Annotated in this window: 18 protein-coding genes; 8 read left to right on the top strand and 10 right to left on the bottom strand. The window is 66.1% G+C overall.

The features are described 5' to 3' along the window. Nucleotides 1–162: 162 nt before the first annotated feature. Nucleotides 163–717 (bottom strand): TetR/AcrR family transcriptional regulator, encoded by a 555-nt coding sequence (locus AU197_RS14335; RefSeq protein ID WP_064403376.1) that lies wholly within the window; start codon nt 715–717, stop codon nt 163–165. A gap of 81 nt (nt 718–798) precedes the next feature. Between AU197_RS14335 and AU197_RS14340 the strand changes: the two genes are divergently transcribed. Then, entirely contained in the window at nt 799–2,307 is a 1,509-nt protein-coding gene (locus AU197_RS14340; RefSeq protein WP_064403377.1) for a carotenoid oxygenase family protein, read from the top strand. Nucleotides 2,308–2,341: 34 nt separating this feature from the next. Here the strand turns inward: AU197_RS14340 and AU197_RS14345 are convergent, their stop codons facing one another. Together AU197_RS14345 and AU197_RS14350 are read right to left on the bottom strand one after the other, a co-directional pair. Further along, a complete protein-coding gene (locus AU197_RS14345) occupies nt 2,342–3,013 on the bottom strand; it encodes a TetR/AcrR family transcriptional regulator (protein ID WP_064403378.1) in 672 nt (223 codons plus the stop codon). Between the two features lie 54 nt (nt 3,014–3,067). Next, the gene (locus AU197_RS14350) at nt 3,068–3,988 is read right to left on the bottom strand and encodes a metal-dependent hydrolase (protein WP_064403379.1); all 921 of its coding nucleotides are present in this window, start codon (nt 3,986–3,988) and stop codon (nt 3,068–3,070) included. A gap of 75 nt (nt 3,989–4,063) precedes the next feature. On the opposite strand from AU197_RS14350, the gene AU197_RS14355 reads away from it, so the two are divergent. Beyond that, nucleotides 4,064–6,037: a flavin-containing monooxygenase gene (locus tag AU197_RS14355; RefSeq protein ID WP_064403380.1), complete on the top strand. Its 1,974-nt coding sequence runs from the start codon at nt 4,064–4,066 to the stop codon at nt 6,035–6,037. On the opposite strand, the gene AU197_RS14360 is transcribed toward AU197_RS14355, so the two are convergent. Continuing rightward, nucleotides 6,024–6,923 (bottom strand): alpha/beta fold hydrolase, encoded by a 900-nt coding sequence (locus tag AU197_RS14360; RefSeq protein WP_064403409.1) that lies wholly within the window; start codon nt 6,921–6,923, stop codon nt 6,024–6,026. The two genes, AU197_RS14355 and AU197_RS14360, sit on opposite strands and share 14 nt — an antisense overlap. Before the next feature lie 70 nt (nt 6,924–6,993). On the opposite strand from AU197_RS14360, the gene AU197_RS26465 reads away from it, so the two are divergent. From AU197_RS26465 to AU197_RS14385, 5 genes are all read left to right on the top strand, one after another. Next, on the top strand, nt 6,994–7,167 hold the full coding sequence (locus AU197_RS26465; protein WP_197415545.1) for a hypothetical protein: 174 nt from the start codon (nt 6,994–6,996) through the stop codon (nt 7,165–7,167). Next, nucleotides 7,160–8,068, top strand: a complete 909-nt coding sequence (locus AU197_RS14370; RefSeq protein ID WP_064403382.1) for an alpha/beta hydrolase — start codon at nt 7,160–7,162, stop codon at nt 8,066–8,068. The genes AU197_RS26465 and AU197_RS14370 overlap by 8 nt, the downstream gene beginning before the upstream one ends. 9 nt (nt 8,069–8,077) lie before the next feature. Further along, nucleotides 8,078–9,202 carry an aromatic ring-hydroxylating oxygenase subunit alpha gene (locus AU197_RS14375; protein ID WP_064403383.1) on the top strand — a complete coding sequence of 375 codons (1,125 nt, stop codon included), beginning with the start codon at nt 8,078–8,080 and terminating at the stop codon, nt 9,200–9,202. A gap of 12 nt (nt 9,203–9,214) precedes the next feature. Beyond that, nucleotides 9,215–10,948 carry a DUF3556 domain-containing protein gene (locus AU197_RS14380; protein WP_064403384.1) on the top strand — a complete coding sequence of 578 codons (1,734 nt, stop codon included), beginning with the start codon at nt 9,215–9,217 and terminating at the stop codon, nt 10,946–10,948. A 108-nt stretch (nt 10,949–11,056) separates the two neighbouring features. Continuing rightward, nucleotides 11,057–11,911 carry a phytanoyl-CoA dioxygenase family protein gene (locus tag AU197_RS14385; protein ID WP_064403385.1) on the top strand — a complete coding sequence of 285 codons (855 nt, stop codon included), beginning with the start codon at nt 11,057–11,059 and terminating at the stop codon, nt 11,909–11,911. 338 nt (nt 11,912–12,249) lie between these two features. Here AU197_RS14385 and AU197_RS14390 read toward each other — a convergent pair whose 3' ends face one another. The 3 genes from AU197_RS14390 to AU197_RS14400 all read right to left on the bottom strand — a co-directional run bounded on the left by AU197_RS14390 (nt 12,250) and on the right by AU197_RS14400 (nt 14,914). After that, a complete protein-coding gene (locus AU197_RS14390; protein ID WP_064403386.1) occupies nt 12,250–13,713 on the bottom strand; it encodes an APC family permease in 1,464 nt (487 codons plus the stop codon). 242 nt (nt 13,714–13,955) lie between these two features. Then, nucleotides 13,956–14,438, bottom strand: coding sequence for a hypothetical protein (locus tag AU197_RS14395; protein ID WP_064403387.1), 483 nt, complete (start codon nt 14,436–14,438; stop codon nt 13,956–13,958). Nucleotides 14,439–14,527: 89 nt separating this feature from the next. After that, the gene (locus tag AU197_RS14400) at nt 14,528–14,914 is read right to left on the bottom strand and encodes a DUF2237 family protein (protein ID WP_064403388.1); all 387 of its coding nucleotides are present in this window, start codon (nt 14,912–14,914) and stop codon (nt 14,528–14,530) included. A 76-nt stretch (nt 14,915–14,990) separates the two neighbouring features. On the opposite strand from AU197_RS14400, the gene AU197_RS14405 reads away from it, so the two are divergent. Further along, nucleotides 14,991–16,241: a KasA/KasB family beta-ketoacyl-ACP synthase gene (locus AU197_RS14405; RefSeq protein WP_064403389.1), complete on the top strand. Its 1,251-nt coding sequence runs from the start codon at nt 14,991–14,993 to the stop codon at nt 16,239–16,241. Nucleotides 16,242–16,244: 3 nt separating this feature from the next. Here AU197_RS14405 and AU197_RS14410 read toward each other — a convergent pair whose 3' ends face one another. The 3 genes from AU197_RS14410 to AU197_RS14420 form a co-directional block, all read right to left on the bottom strand. Beyond that, nucleotides 16,245–17,120, bottom strand: coding sequence for a cyclopropane mycolic acid synthase family methyltransferase (locus AU197_RS14410; RefSeq protein WP_197415541.1), 876 nt, complete (start codon nt 17,118–17,120; stop codon nt 16,245–16,247). 82 nt (nt 17,121–17,202) lie between these two features. Next, nucleotides 17,203–18,147, bottom strand: coding sequence for a cyclopropane mycolic acid synthase family methyltransferase (locus AU197_RS14415; protein ID WP_064403390.1), 945 nt, complete (start codon nt 18,145–18,147; stop codon nt 17,203–17,205). A 124-nt stretch (nt 18,148–18,271) separates the two neighbouring features. Beyond that, entirely contained in the window at nt 18,272–20,647 is a 2,376-nt protein-coding gene (locus AU197_RS14420) for a lysylphosphatidylglycerol synthase transmembrane domain-containing protein (protein WP_064403391.1), read from the bottom strand. Nucleotides 20,648–20,683 lie beyond the last annotated feature (36 nt).

Raw genomic sequence — 20,683 nt, forward strand, 5'->3', positions numbered from 1 at the left:
GGCCGGCCTCCCACGCTTGCACAGATGCCAACTATGTCGCGAGACAGCTGCCCACTATGTCGTGAAATCAGACACTGCACCTGCCACTCTCTGTTCTGAGGCGGTCCAATCCGTCGTCTGCACTGAATGCAGCTATGCGCATCGGCGGCGGAGGCCGATCGATCATCGCCGGGTGATCGCGCGGCTGACCACCTCGGCCACTTCCTCTTCGGTCAGCGCGCTGCCCTCGATCAGCGTGTGGGACAGAACCGTCCGCACGACGACTTCGGCGGCGGCGACTGGGGTCAGCGCAAGTTGGTCCGAACTCGGTATCGCCTGGGCGACCATCGCCGCCACCGTCTGCACCAGGTTCAATCGGTCATTGCCGACAGGCAGCCCGGCATGCAGCAGCCAGTGCGGTTCGTGGTCGCGAATGTAGACGAAAGCCTTGTGATTGCGGAGATACCGCAGCGTGGTGGTGACGACAGCCGCCGTCTGCGCGGCGGGGTCGGCCTGAGCGTCAAAGGCGGCGAGCGTCGCGGCGATCATCGCGCCGATCTCCTGTTCAGCGATCGCGCCCAGCAGCCCATCTTTGTCGCCGAACTCGCGGTAGGCGGTGGCCCGCGAAACGCCGGCCCGCTCGGCGACCTGGCTCAAGGTCAACCGATCGAGGCCGCCCTCGGCGATCAGGTCCAGCGCGGCACGCACCAGTTGTGCCGACGAACGAGTCCTGGCCACGACTCTTTCTACCGCAGCACCATTGCTTCCCAACCCAAACTGAGACTAGATTGCCGATTAGTCTCAGCAGAGGAGTGTCCGTTGACCCAGACTCCGATCATCGCGACCGATGGGCCCGCACTGCCCGAACTCGATCGGTACCTCGCATCGCTTCCGGTCAGCGAGCGCGACCAGCTGATGGCCCAGCTCGCGACGCTCAGCGATGCCGACGTGCGAAGCCTCGGCGTCAGCGAACCCCAGCTGGCCGAGTACGGTTACCCAGTCGACGACATCGACGGAACTATTCCGCCCGGTCTCGACGGCACCCTGTACCGCAACGGACCCGGCCGCTGGCAGGACCACAGCGGTCGCCCTCTGCACCACCTCTTCGACGGCGACGGCATGCTCTCGGCCTTCACCATCGCCGACGGCACGGTCCACTACAAGAACCGCTACGTGCGGACCAACCACTACCTCGGCAGGACCGGGCTGAACCACATGGGCACCGCCGCGCCCGGTGGAGTCAAGTCCAACATCGGGCGTCTTCCACCGAATCTGGCCAACACCAACGTCGTTGAGCACGCGGGTCGGCTGTTCGCGCTGTGGGAAGGTGGGCCACCGCACGAAATCGACCCGCAGACATTGGAAACCATCGGTGTCCGCCGGTTCGGTGGTGAATTGCGTTGGGTGGGCTCGTACTCGGCGCATCCGTGCTTCTGCCCGCGAACCCGCGAGATGTTCAACTTCGGCGTCGAGTTCATCCCGCGACCGCATTTGCGGATTTATCGCACCGACCCGACGGGCCGCCTGAAGCACTTCCGCTCCGCGCGACTGCCCTACGTCGCCATGGTGCACGATTTCGCGCTGACGGAAAGCCATCTGGTGTTCGTGGTGTCACCGATCATCCCGGCGGCCCTGCCGGTTCTGTTGGGGCTCAAGCCGATGGGCGACGCCATGCGGTACCGGCCCGAGCGGGGCAGCGTGTTCGTCTTGGTGCCGCGGGACGGCGGCGAGATTCGCACCATCGAATACGACGCCGTCTTGATGTTCCACCTCAGCAACGCCTACGACGACGAGGGCGACACCGTCATCGACGCGATCACCTACGACGACGGGCGACTCTTGGGGCGCCTCAACCGATTCCACGTCGCGCCCCTCGATGACGCGCCCTCGACGTTCATGCGATACCGCATCACGCGTTCGGGACGTGTCCTTGCCGAACCGCTCTCCGGTCTGCCCTGCGAATTCCCCCGGCACAACGACGCATTCGAGGGCCGCAACCACCGCTACGCCTACCTCAACACGCGCCACCGTCTCGTTTCGTTCTACGACTCGATCACCAGGCTCGATCTGAGCGACAACTCCGCGGCGACGTACACCACGCCCGAGGCCGGAAACAGCTTCTGCGAACCGGTATTCGCCGCCAAACCCAACGCCACTGCCGAGGACGACGGATGGGTGCTCTCGGTCGAGTACCAATCGCGGACGCATACATCGCGGCTGGTGATCTTCGACGCGGCAGATGTCGCAGCCGGCCCGATCGCCGCCGCGAATTTGCGCCACCACATTCCGCAGGGCTTCCACGGCAACTTCGTCCCGCGACCTCGGTGACGGGGTGGGGTTTCGGGCGGTTCTGATGAACCGGTTATGACGCCGATCGGCGGTCGGGACGCCGCGGGACGGCGACCTTGGCGACCGACTCCATGGCCACCGCAAACCGCGGATAGATGACGGCCGGACCCACCCAGCGCGCGAGGAAGGTTCGCAGTTCGGCGCCCGTAGCGTGCTTCTTGTTGGTGTCGACGAGATACGAGTAGAGGATCCGCAGCAAGAACTCGGCGAGCTCGCCGAGTGCCTCCTCGTCGAACCCGTTTGCGCCCCAGTCCACCTCGTAGCGGTGCAGCATCGCGCGGCTGAAGGCCAGCGCAGTATCGGACGACAACGACGGTGTGAGCTCACCGCGCGACCTTCTGCTCAGGATGTAGATGATGCGATCGTCGCGGGACAGGTTCTCGATCGCGAATGCCAGCCCCTCGACCACGGCGGTGACGGCGTCGGTTTCGTCGCCCACGTGGTTGGCCAATTGGTCAAGGAAGCCGTCGCCGGAGCGCATCACGGTGGCCAGCAACAGCGCCTCGGTGCCCGGGAAGTAGCGGTAGACCGTCTGGCGGGTCACCCCCAGCGACCGCGCGACGTCGGCGATCCGCATCGCCGACCCGCGCTCGGCGATGATCTCGTCGGCGGCGTCGAGGATGCGGTTGATCGCCTCCTCGTCAGAGGCCGGTGTATTGCCCGACCAGCCGTGGCGCCGTGCCACTAGTCGCCCGCCTCCGCACCCTGCATGTGGCGATCCTATCGGCGGTGTTCGCCGCTACCCGGCTACGCCGACCGAGTACCACCGGGCGGCGCTTCTGGGCTCGTCGTCGAATCTGTCACACCAGCGTTCCGCGAACGGCGGAAGATTCTCGTGAGTCGGGTCATGGTTCGGCCCCTGTGATCGGACCAGGCCGGTCAGCATTGCGATCATCTCCTTCCTCGGGACGCCGGCGTAGGTGCCCTGCCCGGGCCCGGTCAGCTGTCGGGCGGCACGGGCCGCGGCGAGCAACGCTCGCGGAGTCATTCGGTCGGGCAGCAGGCGTCCGTAGTGGCCGCCGTCGGCTTCCGGCACATGCCTCTGGAAACCCCGGGCGGCGATTCCGGCGATCTCTCCGAGGTGCACGGCGACGGGGCCGATCGTCCTGGCGCGATAGAGAAAGTCGCCGTGCACGGCGTTGTACACCATCAGCGCGGAGCTGCGATGTTCGATCTCTTCGACGAAATGCCAGAGAAACAGCGATGCGACGCGTTCGTCGCCCGGCGCGAACAGCTTGTCCTCGTGGTCGAGGAACACCTTGAAGTAAGGCGTGAAGGTGTTCTCGATCACGGCGGTGTAGGCCAGCCGCCACGCCAAAGGTTTTGTGGCAGTGAGCCGATCGTAGGAGGCGAGCACCTCGTCCATCGTCTCCTGCAGCCCCGGCCACCGTCGGGCCAGCGCACGGAAGTGGCTCATGTGTGCCGCCGAGTGCTGTGCCTCCTGCCGCAGGTAAGCGTTCGCCTCCTCGGCTTGTCGCGGATCACGCATCAGCGGGATCGCTTCGCGGGTCGCGTCGACGATGAACTTCTCGAAGCCCGGCGCGAAGAAGGTGATCAAGTTGCACTGCATCGCGAACGCCGGTCGTTGCGGGTTCCAGTTGAAGGGCACGTCGTCGCCGCCGAGATCGAATCGGATGCGCCGCATCTTCAGGTTGGACATCGTCGACGGACTCCTCTCACCGAGTGGGTCGACCTATTCAGACCATACGTCTTGCAAATTGTGTATTCTTCGCGAATGGGCGGATTGGCAGAATGTGATGCTCTGCTCGGCCGGCCCTTCGACGATCCGGACGACGTGATCCGGGCTGCCGTCGCCGACGCGAGCGTGCCGGCCCTGCTGATGTCGATGGTCCACATGACCGGCGACATGGGCATGCTCGACGAAATGCCCGGCCCGTATGCGCTCATCGCGATGGACCTGCAGGGTGCCATGAGCGAACCCGACAAGCAGAAGGTGCGCGACCGTGCCGTCGAGGTGATCTGCGACTACCGCGACCGCGGATGCCCCGCGCCGTTCGTCCCGGACGCCGAGCAGATGCGGGCGATGCTGAATGTGATCTCGGCGGGGACGGTGACCGAGGAGTTCGTCGATTACGTCGCCGCGGACCTGCGTTTCACCGACGCCGACCAGTGTGGGCCGGTGCTGGCATCGACCGCGCAGCAGCGTCGCGACTTTCCGGTCGTCGTCATCGGCTGCGGTGAAGCCGGGCTGCTGGCCGGCATCAAACTCAAGGCCGCCGGTGTGCCGTTCACGATCATCGAGAAACGGTCCGCGGTCGGCGGCACCTGGCTGGCCAACCGGTATCCGGGCTGCCGTGTGGACATCGCCAGCCAGTACTACACCTATTCGTTCGAACCGACCGACCACTGGCGGCACTACTACGCCGAACAACCCGAGATCCTGCAGTATCTGCAGAACGTCGCCGACAAGTACGACATCGTGCCGCACGTGCGCTTCGACACCGCGGTCACCGGCGCGACGTGGGACGAGAACTCGGCAACCTGGCGGGTCACCGTCCGTGGCGCCGACGGGCGAACCGACGAACTGACCTCACGCGCCGTGATCTGCGCTGTCGGCCAGTTCAGCAACCCGGTGATCCCAAACATCAAGGGTGCCCGCACCTTCCGCGGACCGTCCTTTCACACCGCCGACTGGCATGACGACGTCGATCTGCGTGGCAAACGGGTCGCCGTCATCGGCGCCGGCGCCAGCGGGTTCCAGCTCGTGCCCGCCATCGCGGACCTGACCGAGCACGTCGATGTCTACCAGCGCACCCCGCAGTGGATGGCGCCCAACCCGATGTACCACGACGTCGTTCCCGACGGGGCCCGGTGGGCGATGCGGCACCTGCCGTATTACGCGCGGTGGCTGCGGTTCGTGTCGTGGTGGCCGATCGCCGACGCGCTCGACGAACAGGTCCGCATCGACCCGCACTGGGACAACGGCGGCTTGTCGTGCAACGCGTCCAACCACGCCATCCGCGAGATGTTCATCGCGTGGATGCGCAATTTCTGCACCGATGAGGACCTGCTCGAGAAGGTCACACCCAAATACCCGCCGATGGGCAAACGAACGTTGCAGGACAACGGAACCTGGCTCACCACGCTGCAGCGCGACGATGTCGAGTTGATCACCGACGGCATCGCCGAGATCACGCCCGACGGCGTCATCACCGTCGACGGCGTGCACCGCCGCGCCGATGTGTTGGTGTGGGCCACCGGTTTCGACGTCAACCATCAGCTCGGCCCGGTCAACGTGCGCGGTCTCGACGGGCTTGCACTCAACACCGCCTGGGGCGATTCGGCGTACGCGTACCTGGGCGTCACGGTGCCGGGATTCCCGAACTTCTACTGCATGTACGGCCCAGGCACCAACGGCGTCAACGGCGCCAGCATCATCTACAACTCGGAGTGCCAGATGCGCTACATCATGGGCTGCATCGACATGACGCTGGCCGGTGGGTACGACTCGGCGATGCCGCGTGCGGATGTGTGCGCCGACTACGACCGTTGCAACCAGGAACGCTTGAGCCAGATGGTCTACAGCCACCCTGCGATCTCGAGCAGCTACTACAAGAACTCGTCGGGTGGGTTGCCCACTCTGTACGGGTTCCGCATCTTCGACTACTGGCGATGGACGAGCCACCCCGATCCAGACGACTACGAACTGCGGAGCTCGGACAGGACCGCTGAACTCAGCCGACCTTGAGGTACTCGAGGATGGCGCTGCCGACCACTCGGGGCTGATCGACCTGCAAGAAGTGTCCGGCACCGGGAATCGTGCGCACCCGGCTACCCGGCGGGAGCGCGTCGATGACCCCGTCGAAGTAACCGGGCTGGACCGCGCCGTCCTGTTCACCTTGGAGTACGAGCAGCGGATGGCTGGGCAGCCTGAACCGGAACCGGTGCAGGCTCGCGTATCGCGCTGCGGGACGGGTGAATCGAACCATGGACCGGTAGTACGACACCGCTGCCTTGCGATGTACGAGCGAGGGCAGCGCGTCCAACGTCGCTGCGACACCGTCGCGCACGTCCACCCCTGGTGGCGACCAGTCCTTCCAGAGTCGGGGGATCACCCGGTGCAGCACCCGCTCCGGTATGAACGGCAGCTGGAAGAACAGCACGTACCAGCTGCGGCGCAGTTGGATCGCGGCCATCCGCAGATTCTGGGCGAGTCCGCGCCGCGAGTTGTCCATCGCCGCGAGCGGGGGTACCGACATCACGACATGCGCGGCGAACGGGGACCCCGGGTAGGCGGCGAGCCCGCTGGCGGTGAACGCGCCCCAATCGTGGCCGATCAGCACCGCGTCGGCCGGGCGGCCGAGGTGCGCGTGCAGGTCGACCATGTCGCACATCAGCGCGCCCAGGTGGTAGTCACCGTCGGGGGCCGGGCCCGTCGGGGCGTAGCCACGGGTGAACGGGGCGATCACGCGAAACCCGTTGTCCACCAGGATCGGTGCGAGCGTCCTCCAGCTGTGCGCGCTGTCCGGAAAGCCGTGCACGCAGATGGCCGGCCTTCCGTCCTCGGGTCCCCAGCTGAGCGCGCTCATCCGCAGCCGCGGGAGATCGAACTCGATGAGTTCCGGATCGGCCATTTCGTGACCATACATTAATTAGCATATGTATCGTGTGGTCACACGATCGGTGATGAGGAGCACAGGCTCGATGAGCTTCGACGTGGTGATCAGGAACGGCCGGTACTTCGACGGAACAGCGGGTCCGTCGGGGATCCGCAACGTGGGCATCCACGTCGCCGCGGACACCGACGAACCGATCGACGGCGTCGGGGAGATCGACGCTCTCCGGAAAGTGGCCAAGGCGGTAGCGGCCAATGGGTGACATCGACTACACGCAGGTCGACCCGGAACTGCGACGCGTCGCGCGGATCCTGCCGAAAGGTTATGCGCTGCACCGAGGTTTGGCGGTGCCGCGCGCATTGATGGCGCTCGCCGGGTGCACCGGGCGGATGCGTGGCGTCGAAGTGGCCCGCGTGAACAGCGACGTCGCCGTCCGTGTTCACCGTCCGCGCGGTAGCGCGCCGCCCGCTCCGGCGATGTTGTGGATCCACGGCGGCGGTACCGTGATGGGCTCTGCGGCGCAGGAGGATCGGTTCTGCCGGAAGCTGGCCAACTTCACCGACGTGGCGGTCGTCGCCGTGGATCACCGGCTCGCGCCGGAGCATCCATACCCCGCGCCGCTCGACGACTGTTACGCCGCACTGCAATGGCTCTCGGGGCAGCCGTGGGTGGATCCGGCGCGGGTCGCCGTCGGCGGAGTCAGCGCGGGCGGTGGGTTCGCCGCGGCGGTGGCGCAGCGCGCCCATGATCGCGGCGACGTCGAACTCGCACTGCAGATGCTGGTCTACCCGATGCTCGATGATCGGACTCCTGCGGAGTCCCGGCGCCGGGTGATGTGGACGGCGCGCGACAACCGCGCCGCCTGGCAGTGGTACCTCGCCGGTGCCGACCTCGAGGCGGCGGTCCCGGCGCGCCGCGCCGACCTGTCCGGGCTGGCCCCGGCGTGGATCGGCGTCGGGACCCTCGACCTCTTCCACGACGAATGCCGAGCCTACGCGCAGCGGTTGCGGGACGCCGGTGTCGCCGTCCGCGAGGAGGTCGCCGAGGGCGCCTTCCACGCTTTCGATCTGATCGCGCCGAATGCCTCTGTGTCGCAGCGCTTCTTCGCCAGTCAGGTCCGCGCGCTGCGCGCATCCCTTGTCGACGATCCCGTCCGTTACTGAGGTAATCCCGTGCCACGACAAGAAGCTCTCGAGCTCACCCGCCGCGTCCTGAAGCACTTCGAGAACGACAGCCTTGACATCGCCGATCGGGTGTGGCGCGAGCCGCGCAGCGCGTACGTCGACGGCGACCGTTTCGAGGCCGACGTCCGGATGCTGCGCAGCATGCAGCACGTGATCGGCTGGGGAGGCGAGGTCGCCGCCCCCGGCTCGTATGTGACGAAGGATGTGATGGGCACACCCGTTCTGGTGACACGGGCGCAGGACGGTGCGCTGCGCGCGTTCATCAATGGCTGCGCACATCGAGGTGCGCAGGTGGCCGACGGCTGCGGTGTAACGCGAACGCTCACCTGTCCCTATCACGGCTGGACCTACGGCCTGGACGGTCGGCTCAAGGGGGCGCCCGCCCGCACGATGTTCGCGGGAGCAGACCTCGAAGACCGCGGCCTGATCTCGTTGCCCATCAGCATGCAGGGTGGACTCCTGGTCGTGGGACTCTCGGCCGACGTCGATGTGTCGACGGCGCTGGACGGTATCGCGACGCCGTTGTCGGACTACGACTTTGACCGGGTGTTCCACGTGGAGACCCGGCGCTACGACATCGCATGTAATTGGAAGCTCGCTGTCGACGTGAACTTCGAGGGTTACCACTTTCCCTTCGTGCATGCCGACACCTTGGACCCGTTGGCGTCGAACAATTCGGTCTACGACATCTATGACCGAAATATCCGCTGGGCCTTCCCGTTCCGCGACATCGTGCAGTACCGAGATCTTTCAGAGGCCGACTGGCCCGACCAGTTCTTCGGCACCGTGGTGTACGGGCTGTTTCCCAGCTGCGTGCTGATCGAGGCGCCGGGCACGTCGCAGATGCTGCGCGCCTACCCGGGCAGGAGCCCGGACGAGACCGTGGTCTACCTGTCCATCTCGGCACCCGCGGAACCGGTCACCGACGACGAACGCGCCTGGTACAAGATGGGACTCGATGGCGCCGCCCAGGTTCTCGAAGGACAGGACTTTCCCATGGCAGAGGCGTGCCAGCGCGGTCTGACGGCCGGCGTCGACCACGTCGTCTTCGGCCGCAACGAAGCGCTGCTGCACCACCTCGCCGCCATGCGGAACCAAGCGCTGCTGATCTGAGGGAGCCAACCAGTGGGATTCTTGAAAGGCGACTCGCCGGAGCTCGACTACCCGTCGTGGCGCCACGGCAGTCGATCCGAGCGGCTCAAACCGCTGGTGCGGCACATTGCGGAGCGGGGAATGGGCAACCCCGACGTGCTCTACCTCGTGTACACCGTGAAGATCGCGCTCTTCGTGCTGGGCGGCATGTGTTTCGCGTTGGCCACCAACGGAATCGACGGGTGGACCAACCTCAGCTCGTGGTGGAGCGAGCCGATCGTCTTCCAGAAGGTCGTGCTGTGGGCATTGCTGTTCGAGGTGCTGGGACTCGGCTGCGGGTTCGGGCCGCTGACGGGCAAGATCAACCCGCCGATGGGCTCGGTGCTGTACTGGTTGCGGACCGGGACCATCCGGCTGCCCCCGTGGCCGGGTCGGGTGCCGTTGACCGGCGGCGACCGCCGCACCCCGTGCGATGTGGGGTTGTACGCCGCGCTGCTGATCGCGACGACCTACGCGCTGCTGTCGGACGGTACCGGACCCGTTGCGGCGCTGGACACCTCGGTCGGGCTGCTGCCGATGTGGAAGATCGCGGTCATCGTTATGCTGCTGCTGGTCGCCGGCCTGCGCGACAAGCTCATCTTCCTCGCCGCGCGCGGCGAGGTGTATGGCGCGTTGACGGTGACGTTCCTGCTGCCGGGTGCGGACATGATCGTCGCCGCGAAGCTGGTGATGGTCGCCATCTGGATGGGGGCGGCGATCTCGAAGCTGAACAAGCACTTCCCCTACGTCGTCGCAACGATGATCGGCAACAGCCCGCTGCTGCGGTCAAAACGGTTGCGCACAAAGCTCTATCGCGGCTACCCGGACGACATCCGGCCGAGCGGGATCCCGCGCCTGCTGGCCCACGGTGGCACCGTCATCGAGCTGGCCGTGCCGCTGGCGTTGTTCTTCTCGCATGGCGGAGCGCTCACCACCGCCGCAGCGACGGTGATGGTGATCTTCCATCTGGTGATCCTGACGTCGATTCCGCTCGGGGTGCCGCTGGAGTGGAACGTGTTCATGATCTTCGGTGTCGGCTCGCTGTTCGTCGCGCACGACGGCCTCGGGCTCGGCGACCTTCAGCATCCGTGGGTGGTGGCGGCGTTGTTGGCGGTGCTGGTCGCCGCCATCGCCGTCGGCAACCTCGACCCGACGAAGGTGTCCTTTCTGCCGGGGATGCGCTACTACGCAGGCAACTGGGACATCTCGACGTGGTGTCTGACCGCGTCGGCGACCGAGAAGATCCACGCGCATACCGCCGGGCTGGGCCTGCTGCAGCACAAGCAGCTCGAGCGGCTCGTCGGCCCGGAGAACGCGGAGATAACCATGCACCGCGGCCTGGCCTTCCGGGCGATGTACGCGCACGGCCGCGCGGTGGTGACGCTGCTGAACCGCGTCATTCCCCCGGGCCGCGAGGACGACTACGCCGTGGTGGAAGGGGAGATGGTCGCCGCATACGCGCTGGGCTGGAGTTTCGGCGACGGACATCTGCACAACGAAAGCCTGGTGCGGGCGCTGCACGCGCGCTGCCGTTTCGAGCCGGGTGAGGTGCGGGTGATCATGATTGATGGTCAGCCGATCCATCGGCAGCGCCAGCAGTATCGCCTGATCGACGCTGCGACAGGGGAATTCGAGCGCGGCACGTTCGAAATAGCCGATCTGGTCGTTCGCCAGCCCTGGCAGGACGATGTTCCACTGCGGGCGGTGAGCGCCCGCTCATCGGCGTAGGGCATCGCCAACAGCGCCGCGGGGTGCCACGAAAGTCGGTATGTCCTTGACCAGTGCCCGCGCAAGGTCCAGTGTTTGCATAGGCCAACCGACAGGGGAGGGCTGCTGATGAGCATCGACGACGAGCCCGTCACCACACTGGACGACCTGCGGGGCGACCTGGCGCGCCGGTACAAGTGGACACCGACCGGCGGCGCCTCGGTCGACCCGGCCATCGTCGACGCCGACATGGCGGCCCTCGACCGCGACGGCTACCTCATCTGGGAGAACCTGCTCAGCGCCGACGAGTGCGCGCAGATCAAGGAGACGGTCGCGCCGTGGCTCTCGCACACCGGGCGCAATGCATTCGAGGGGCGGCACACGCAGCGCGTCTACAGCCTGCTGAGCAGGACGCGGGTCTGCGACCGGCTGGTGGATCACCCGCGGGTCCTGGCAGTCCTCGACCGGCTGCTGATGGACAACTACCTGCTGTCGGCCCTGCAGGCCATCAACATCCAGCCCGGCGAGTCCGCGCAGATGCCGCACCACGACGACGGCTTCTACCCGATCCCGCGGCCACGCGAACCCCTTGCCGCCGCGACCATCTGGGCGATCGACGACTTCACCGCCGACAACGGCGCCACGGTTCTCTACCCTGGCAGTCACCGCTGGGGCAGGCGTCGCCCCGAACCAGACGACCCCGAGATACCGGTCGTGATGCCCGCCGGTTCCTGCGTCTTCTTCGTCGGGACCCTCTGGCACGGCGGCGGCGCGAACTCCGCCGGCAACGCGCGGCTGGCCGTCACCGCCCAGTACTGCCAGCCGTGGCTGCGGCCGATGGAGGCGTTCACGTTATCGATATCCCGCGATACGGCGCGCGAGGTTTCCGACGACATCCGCCGCATGATCGGCTACAGCATCCATCCGCCGTTCGTCGGCGCCGTCGACGGCCTGCACCCCCTGCGGCTGTTGGAGCAGCCGTAGGCGAAACCGCAGCCAGGGCTGTTCGTTGACCGGATCAACGACCCTGTGTGCAGTCTGGACGCTAGGACGCAATCCGGGTACCGGAAGTGGGCCCGGCGGCTCCCAGCGCTTCGGCCGGAAACAGCTGGTCTGCCAGGGCGAGCCAATCCACGGTCTGGTGTTCGGCGGGTTGGATCGCTTCCAGCATCGTCGGCTCCTGGTCGAGTTCTGGGGACCGCCGCTTCGGCGGTGTCTGTACTCAATGGTCGCGATGAAGCGGCGTCCGCGTAATGACAGCCGGGCCAGTTTTCGCTGCGCGAGCGAAAGCCTTTCCTATCCGCGAGGTAAGGGGCCGCCACTCAGAACGCGTCGGGGTCACCAGGCTCGGTCTCGAGCACCTCACGGTTGAAGATCATCATCTTGGCGAAGTAAAGCCCGCCCGCCGACACGACGCCGAGGACGATCAGGTCGGGGACCAGGGAGTCCGAGGGTGACATCAGCGCCACCAACGAGAACACCACCCAGACGATGGCGGCAATCGCGACCGGCACCTCGAAGCGCCCCAGCCCGAACGCACCCTCCCTGCTGCCCAACCGCTTTCGCACCGTCAGGTACAGCACGGTGATGGCTCCATAGATCAGCGCCGGCAGGATCGTCGACCCGACGATCAGCTGCAGCAGCGCCTGACCCGGCAGCGCCACCATGAGGGCGACACCCACGACGAACATCAGCACGGTCGCCGGAATCGGTGTCCGTGTTTTCGGGTTGACCCGCCGGAACAGGGTATGGCCGGGAAAGCGTGAATCGCGCGCCATGGCGAAAACGATGCGTGAGCACGACGCCAGCATCACCATCGCCGCACCGAACATCGCGAACGCGATACCCGACAACAGGATTCGCTCTGTGACGGGCCCCAGCTGATCGCGAATGATCGTTGCGACGGGTGATTCGCTGGTGCTGACCTCGGGGACGCTCTTGATCGCGACGGTGAGAATGAAGATGAAGATGAAGCCCAGGACAGCCGACGCGATCACCGAGGAGACGATCGCCCGGGGGACACTGCGGTACGGATCCTTGGCCTCCTCGGCCAGATTGGCCGCCGAGTCGAAGCCGACCAGCGTCACCAGTCCCATCACCATCCCCGCCATCAAGCCGCCACCGAGCGCGAAGTAGTCGGATGCGCCGGCGGCGACACCCCGCGAAACGACATTGTCGACGGTTCCGCTGCCGCTGTGCACCATCACCGCCGCCAAGACGATCACCAGCACGACGACGATCGTCAGCTCGAGTGCGACCGCGGTCGAAGTGACCACGCCGAGCAACCTGGTCGATGCGATGACGAGCACGGTTTGCATCGCCAGCAGCGCCAGCGTGATCAGCCGGGCGACATCCTCATCCGGTGCGATGCCCAGCAGCGGCATGAGCGCTTGACTGGCGAGCGCGTTGTCCATCGCCACCACTCCGATGGCAAGAAACCAGAACGTCAACCACCCGAAGAACCAGCCGACCTTCGGGTTCGCCAATCTCGACGCCCACTGGTAGGAGGACCCGCTGAGCGCGATGCGGGCGGCGAACTGGGCGACGACGAGCGCCACCAGTGTCTGCCCGATCGCCGCGACCAACCACAGCCAGATGCCGACGGGTCCCGAACTCTGAAGGACGGCACCATAACTGGCGAAGACACCGACGGCGACCGAGATGAACGCGAACGAGATCGCGAACACTTGGAACGAGCCGAGGCTCCGCTTCAGTTCGGGTGTGTAGCCGCATTCCCGAGACTCGTCCTCGGCGGACCGCCCATGAACAACGCCCTCTGCCGTCATCCGTTCTCCCTTCTGGATAGGTGAACAGTAAGGCACTCAATATTTCGCAGGCGTGAATTTCTGCGATTGGTCTCATCGCGGATCTGTACGTTCCGAAGAACGGTCCTCAGCCTCCGAAAGGTCGATGCTCATGACGGAGGTGGTAGCGGGTGCTGTACCTGGCCACGCTGCGCAGGTTCGAACGCGGTGCTCGATACCGAACCCGGAGAGATCTGAATGCTCTGCGTCGGTCGGCGTTTCGGTCATCCGGGTGTCAACCGCACCGCGGCGAGGCCTTCCCGCCGTACCGCCTCCGTGAACTCCTCGACGGACGGAATGCCCCCATCGCGAAACTTCAGGCCCATGGTCGTCTGCGCACGCTTGGGGCCGTAGGACTGTGCGAGCCGGTGCGCCAAACCGGCCACCTGCGCCGGATCGGTGATCAGATCGCCACGCATCTTCCGCGTCTTGCCTCCGTGCACCACCTCCGCGTCGGCGCCGTCCCGGAAATTGACTTTCCATGCGGCGTTGGCAAGCGCGTAGAGTCCGCCGTCGATGTGGTGCGCGGTCACCGGAATCGAGAAGTGCCGCCCGGATTTTCGGCCCCTGAAGTTGAGCACCATGAACTGGTTGCGCAACGGGCCCGCCAGCGGAGTGCGCAACAGGAACCGCAGCGACGGGTTGAGTACACGCATCAGCGCCTCGGGCGGATGCCCGGTGCTCACTGCCGGTATCTGGTCTGTCATTCGCTCACGGTATGACGAACCGAGCGATCACCGACCGGAATGCTCGCGTTGGCCGCCCGCTGCGGTCACGACTTCCACTTATTGGGGGACTAGAGCGATCCGAGGTCGTCGGGTACGTCGACGGCGTGCTCGCGCAGCGCCTCGAGCGAGATGATCTCGAGCGTGCGCTCATGCGTCGACGCCAGCACCACCGGCGCGGCGAAGCCGTCCTGGTAGGCCTTCAACCAATTCACCGCCGTGACGCACCAGCGGTCACCGGGCCGCAGGCCGGGAAAACGGTACTCGGGTCGCGGGGTGGACAGGTCGTTGCCGATCGACCGTTGGTGCTGCAGGAACTCCGCCGTCACCACCGCGCAGATGGTGTGGCTGCCGAGATCCTCCGGGCCGGTCGAGCAGCACCCGTCCCGGTAGAAGCCGGTCAATGGGTCAGAACTGCACGGCTCCAGCGGCTCGCCGAGCACATTGAGTTCAGCCACAAGTCGTCCGTCGTTTCGGAGGGTCTTAATATTCAGTACTACCCGAACATATTCGAGTGGACGAGGAGCATCCGGCATGGCCGCGCTCAGGACTGGCGACGGATTTCCCGACATCGTCGTGACCGCTGTGGCCTCGACGACAGCGCTGGCCACCGACGCCGAAGAGGCGTGGCGGCTGCTTCAGCAGGGCCGAAGCGGTATCCGCACGCTCGACAAGTGGTTCGTCGGCGAGTTCGACTCCCCGGTCCGGATCGGGGGTGCGATCCTCGAGAATCTCGACGAGCAACTGGACCGCGTCGAACGGCGCCGGACGTCGTACATGCAGAAAATGTCGACCGTGCTCAGCCGCAGGCTCTGGGAGATCGCGGGCAATCCCGACGTCGACACCCGGAGGCTGGCGGTGTCGGTCGGCCTCGCACTCGGCAGCACCGAGGAGATCCCGCTCCAGCACGATCTCTGGCGGCAGAAGGGCCTGCGTGCCGTGTCGCCGCTGACCATCCAGATGTACATGCCCAACGGAGCGGCCGCCGCGGTGGGGCTGGACCGAAAGGCGAAGGCGGGCATCATCTCGCCGGTGATGGCCGACGCATCCGGGGCCGCGGCCATCGCCCAGGGCTGGCGACACCTCGTCCTCGGCGAGGCCGACATGGTGATCTGCGGCGGGGTCGAGACCCACATCGAGGCCGTGCCCATCGCGGCATTCAGCCTGCAGGGGCTGTTGTCGACCAACAACGACGACCCCGCGGGCGCCTGCCGCCCCTTCGACAAGGACCGCGACGGCATGGTGTTCGGCGAGGGCGGCGCGTTGATGCTGATCGAAACCGAGGAGCACGCCAAGGCGCGCGGTGCGAAACCGCTGGCCCGGCTGATGGGCGCGGGCATGACGTCGGACGCCTATGACTTCACCGAGCCCGATCCCGACGGTGAGCGCGCCAGCGACGCGATCACCCGGGCGATCGAACTGGCCGGCCTGACGGCCACCGACATCGACCACATCAACGCGCACGCCACCGGGACCGTTCACGGTGATCTGGCCGAGGCCAGGGCCATCCGCAGGGCGCTCGGCGACCACTCGCCCGCGGTGTACGCGCCGAAGGCGGCGTTGGGGCATTCGCTGGGGTCGGCCGGCGCGATCGAGGCCGTGTTGACGGTCCAGGCGCTGCGCGACGGGGTCGTTCCGCCCACGCTCAACCTCAAGGACCTCGACCCGCAGATCGACCTCGATGTGGTCTCCGAGAGCCCGCGCCGCGGCGACTACCGCTACGCGGTCACCAACTCGTTCGGGCTCGGCGGCTACAACGTCTCGCTGGTGTTCGGCGCCTACTAGCGGCTATTTGGTCAGCGTGAACTGGCCGACGTAGCTGACGTTGCGCGAGAAGAAGTCCGAGCAGCCGCGCAGGTACTTCATGTAGCGGTCGTAGACCTCCTGCGACGTCGCCTCGATCGCCCGGTCCTTGGCGGCCTCCAGCTTCTCGGCCCAGGTATCCAGGGTTCGCACGTAGTGCGGGGTCATGTCGTCGAAGTCGGCGACGGTGAACCCGGCGTTCCCCGCGAACTCGTAGACGTCCTCGTCGCACGGCACGGCTCCGCCGGGGAAGATCTCCTTGGCGATGAACCGCATGAACTTCAGGTCAGACATCACGATCGGAATGCCCAACTCGGGCCACCGCTTGAGCGGGTGGCCCATGATCGTCTGCAGCACCATCCGGCCGTCGGCGGGCATGACGCGGTAGCAGGTGTCGAAGAAGGCCTTGTACTTGGTCTTCGGCCACGCCTCGAACGCCTCGATGGACACGATGCGGTCGACGGGCTCGTCGAACTCCTCCCAGCCCTTGAGCAGCACCCGCCGGGAGCGGTCCGTCTCGACCGCGTCGAGGATCTGCTGGCCCAGCGCATGCTGGTTGCGGCTCAGCGTCAATCCGACGACGTTGACGTCGTAGGTCTCGACCGCGCGCTTCATCACCGACGCCCAGCCGCAGCCGACGTCGAGCAGCGTCATTCCGGGTTGCAGATCGAGCTTGCCGAGCGCGCGGTCGATCTTGGCGTACTGCGCCTCCTCGAGCGACATGTCGTCACGCTCGTAGAACGCACAGCTGTAGGTCCGCGTCGGATCCTGAAACAGGCCAAAGAAGTCGTTCGAGAGGTCGTAGTGGGCTTGAACGTCCTCATACGCGACCTTCATCGTCGTCCCCGAACCATCCGACATGTTCCTTTGGCCTCCTATGCGGTTACGCGACCCCGACGACCCCGTAACGACCAAGCTTTATATCGCACTTTTCGTAAACTGACTAAGCAGCCGCCTTCTCGCAGGTGAACTGAGCGACGTCGGTGTAGCCGTCGCGGAAAAGGTCGGCACATCCGGTCAGGTATTTGCGGAAGCGCTCGTAGATCTGCTCGGAGGTGATCTCGATGGCCTCGTCCTTCTTCGCCTCGAGGTTCGCTGCCCAGGTATCGAGCGTCTTGACGTAGTGCGACTGCAGGTGCTGCTCACGGGTGACCGTGTAGCCGGCCTTGTTTGCGTGCTCGCGCACCATCGAGGCCAGTGGCAAACGTCCGCCGGGGTAGATCTCATCCATGATGAACTTGATGAATCTCACCCGGGACATGGTCAGCGGCAGGCCTTTTGCCTTGATCTCCTCGTCCTCGGGAATGATGATCGTGTGTAGCATCATCACGCCGTCGTCGGGCATCCAGTTGAAGGTCTTCTTGAAGTAGTCGTCGTACTTGTTGAAGCCGAAGTGCTCGAACGCACCGATCGACACGATCCGGTCGACCCGGCCCTCGAATTCCTCCCACGGCTGCAGCCGGACTTCCATCTTGCGGTCGCTCTTGATGTTGGCGAACCGGTTCTCCTCGATGTGGCGCTTCTGATTCTCCGAGAGCGTCAGGCCGATGACGTTGACGTCGTACTTCTCCACGGCCCGCTGGATCGTCGAACCCCAACCGCAGCCGATGTCGAGCAGCGTCATTCCGGGTTGCAGGCCCAGCTTGCCCAGCGACAGGTCGACCTTCGCGAGCTGCGCCTGCTCCAGCGTGTAGTCGTCCTTCTCGAAGTAGGCGCAGCTGTAGGTCTGCGACGGGTCCTGCCAGAGCTTGAAGAACTCGTTGGAGATGTCGTAGTGGAACTGGACTTCGTCCTTGTCCGACCCCCGGGTCTGCGCCGCGGATTTGGACAACCACTTCGACTGCGCCTGGTCTGTCGAGCTCTGCTGTGTATCTGAAGTTCCCACCACGGTCCACCCTTAGAAACTGATTGAGGGACGAATATTCGACTATCGCGCAGTTTTCTTCGACACGATGGTCAAACAGTACCTCCGAGGGTTGCGGTACCGGGCGGTGGCACCACGACATCGGGGTCTAGATTTTCGAATTCCTCGTCATCCAGCGCATCACCTGCCACCCGACGAACACGGGCAGCCAGATTGTCACCACTCGATAGAGAAGAACCGACGGCACGGCGACGGCGGCGGGCATGCCGAACGCCGCCAGGCCGCCGATCAGCGCCGCCTCCACCGCACCGATCCCGCCCGGTGTCGGTGCGGCCGAGGCCAGCGTGCCGCCGACCATCGTCACGACGGTGACCGTGATGAACGAGGTGTCACCGCCGAAGGCCTCGATCGCCGCCCACAGCGCGAACGCGTTACCCAGCGTCGTCGCCGCGCAGCCGGCCATGATGATCGCCAGCCGTCGCGGTTCCCGGGCCAGCGCGATGAGGTGGCCGATGACCTCCTCCAGCCGCGGCCGTACCGCCGTCGCCAGCCATCGCCGCAGCTTCGGCACCAGCAAGAACGTGCCGACCAGGCCGAGCAGCACGCCGCCGATCAGGTACAGCAGCGTCACGTTCGGGACGAACCGCGACAGGTCCGCCGACACGCCGGCGGCAGTGGAGAAGAAGATGAGCAGCCCCAGGTGGGTGATGACCTGGACCGACTGCTGCAGCGCGACGGCGGTGGTGGCGCGAATCGGGCTCACGCCGCCCTTCTGCAGATACCGCGCCGACAGCGCCAGCCCGCCCACTCCCGCCGGCGTCGTCGTGGCGGCGAACTTGTTGGCCACCTGCATGACGATCAGACCCCACAGGCTGACCAGACCATCGGCGCAGGCCCAAAGTGCCGCTGCCGCACCGAGATACGTCAGGCTCGTGGCGGCAAGGCCGAGTAACGCCCACCACCAGTTCGCGGTGCGCAGTTCGGTGACGAACGTCGGCACCGAGGACAGGAACGGATACGCGACGTAGACCAGCGCGGCCAGCAGGACCAGCTGGATCACCTGGCTGCGGGTGAACCGCGTGACGGTCTCGGTGCGGATCTCGTCCACGCGGGTCTGTCGTTTCACCTCGTCGCGGACGGCGGAGATGACGGCCTTGGGAGCGGTCACCGAATTGCGGATGCGCATCGGCATCGCCGCCATGGTCAAGCGCCGCGACGCGGTCAGGACCGTGTCGTTGCCGAACGCATCGATCGCGGCGCGCACCGCCGAACCCGCGTCGTAGAGATGCGTCGTCGTCACCAGCAGCTGGGCGATGTCGCTGCGCAACTGGGCGTCGGTGGCGCCGTACTCGGCGTTGTCGAATCCGCCGAACAGCACGGCGTCACCGTCGACGGTGATCTCGCTGCTGCGCAGGTCGCCGTGGGAGATCTGGCAGTCGTGCAGTTCGCGCAGCGACTCCCACACCCGGCCGACGGATATCGAGTCCACACATTCGCTGATCGGAATCCCGCGGGGTGGGGTGTGGGCGTACAGCGTCCAGCCCCGGTCCAGCGCGGCGACGGCGATCGTCGACGCGTTGGCGATCTTGAGCTCGCCGATCGCGATGGCCATCAATGCGCGGTGTTCGACGAGGCGGCGCATCGAGGCGTGCAGCGGTGCGGTCTCCCGGTCTCGTAGCCGCACTTTGCGCCACAGCTGCAGCAGCACACCGCCGCCGCGCTGGTGGGGCCCGTACAGTTCCATCACCGCCGCGGCCTGTTGGTCTTGGCAGGTGGCGGTGAGCACGAGCGGTCCGGCGCCGGCCGGGCGCACCACCCGCAAGCCGGTGACGATGCAGCCGCGCCGGGCCATCGCCCGCACGGCGCCGTCCAGCGGCACCTCCAAACCGGGGGTTCCGACCACCAGCACCACCAGGGCCCCGACAAACCAGCCGGCCGCCAGCCCGACGAGCGAGCGAGCCGGTACCACCGCGCTGACCACCAGGTGGATCGGCACGAACGCCAGCAGCAACGTCCACCACCACCGTCGCCATCGGGCGGGCAGCCAGGGCCCGGAGACGGTGAGCACCGCGGCGAGCATCGCGATCCAGCGCGGGTCGTCGACGAATTGGGAGGCGAACGTGTCGAGGCGTCCGGACAGGTCGAAGTGCCAGCGCGGCGCCGTCAGCCCCAGGCCGCTGATCGACAACGCGGATCCGGCGATGACCGCGGCCGCGGCGTAGGCGCCGAGCAGCTTCCACTGTCGCGACAGGATCAGGCTGACCAGGATGACGAACGGCAGCGCGACGATCGCGATGCCGTAGACGAGGTAGACGAGGTTGGCCTGGGTCGGGGTCAGGACCGCGACGATCTCGGAGATCGAGCGTTCAAGCGCCACCCACTCGTTGCGGGTGATCAGCGAGCCGGTGATGACGACCGCGAGGAACAGCGCGGCCAGCACGACGCGGACGATGTCGTTGGTCCGCCTCGTCAAAGGCTGCAGCAGGCTGCCGGAGACGGCGATGTCCCGTCCGTCAACGCGCATGTATCAACGATCTTCTCCGGTCGGGGGCCACGTCGG

This window comes from Mycobacterium sp. IS-1590, from assembly GCF_001500025.1.
Lineage (GTDB): Bacteria > Actinomycetota > Actinomycetes > Mycobacteriales > Mycobacteriaceae > Mycobacterium.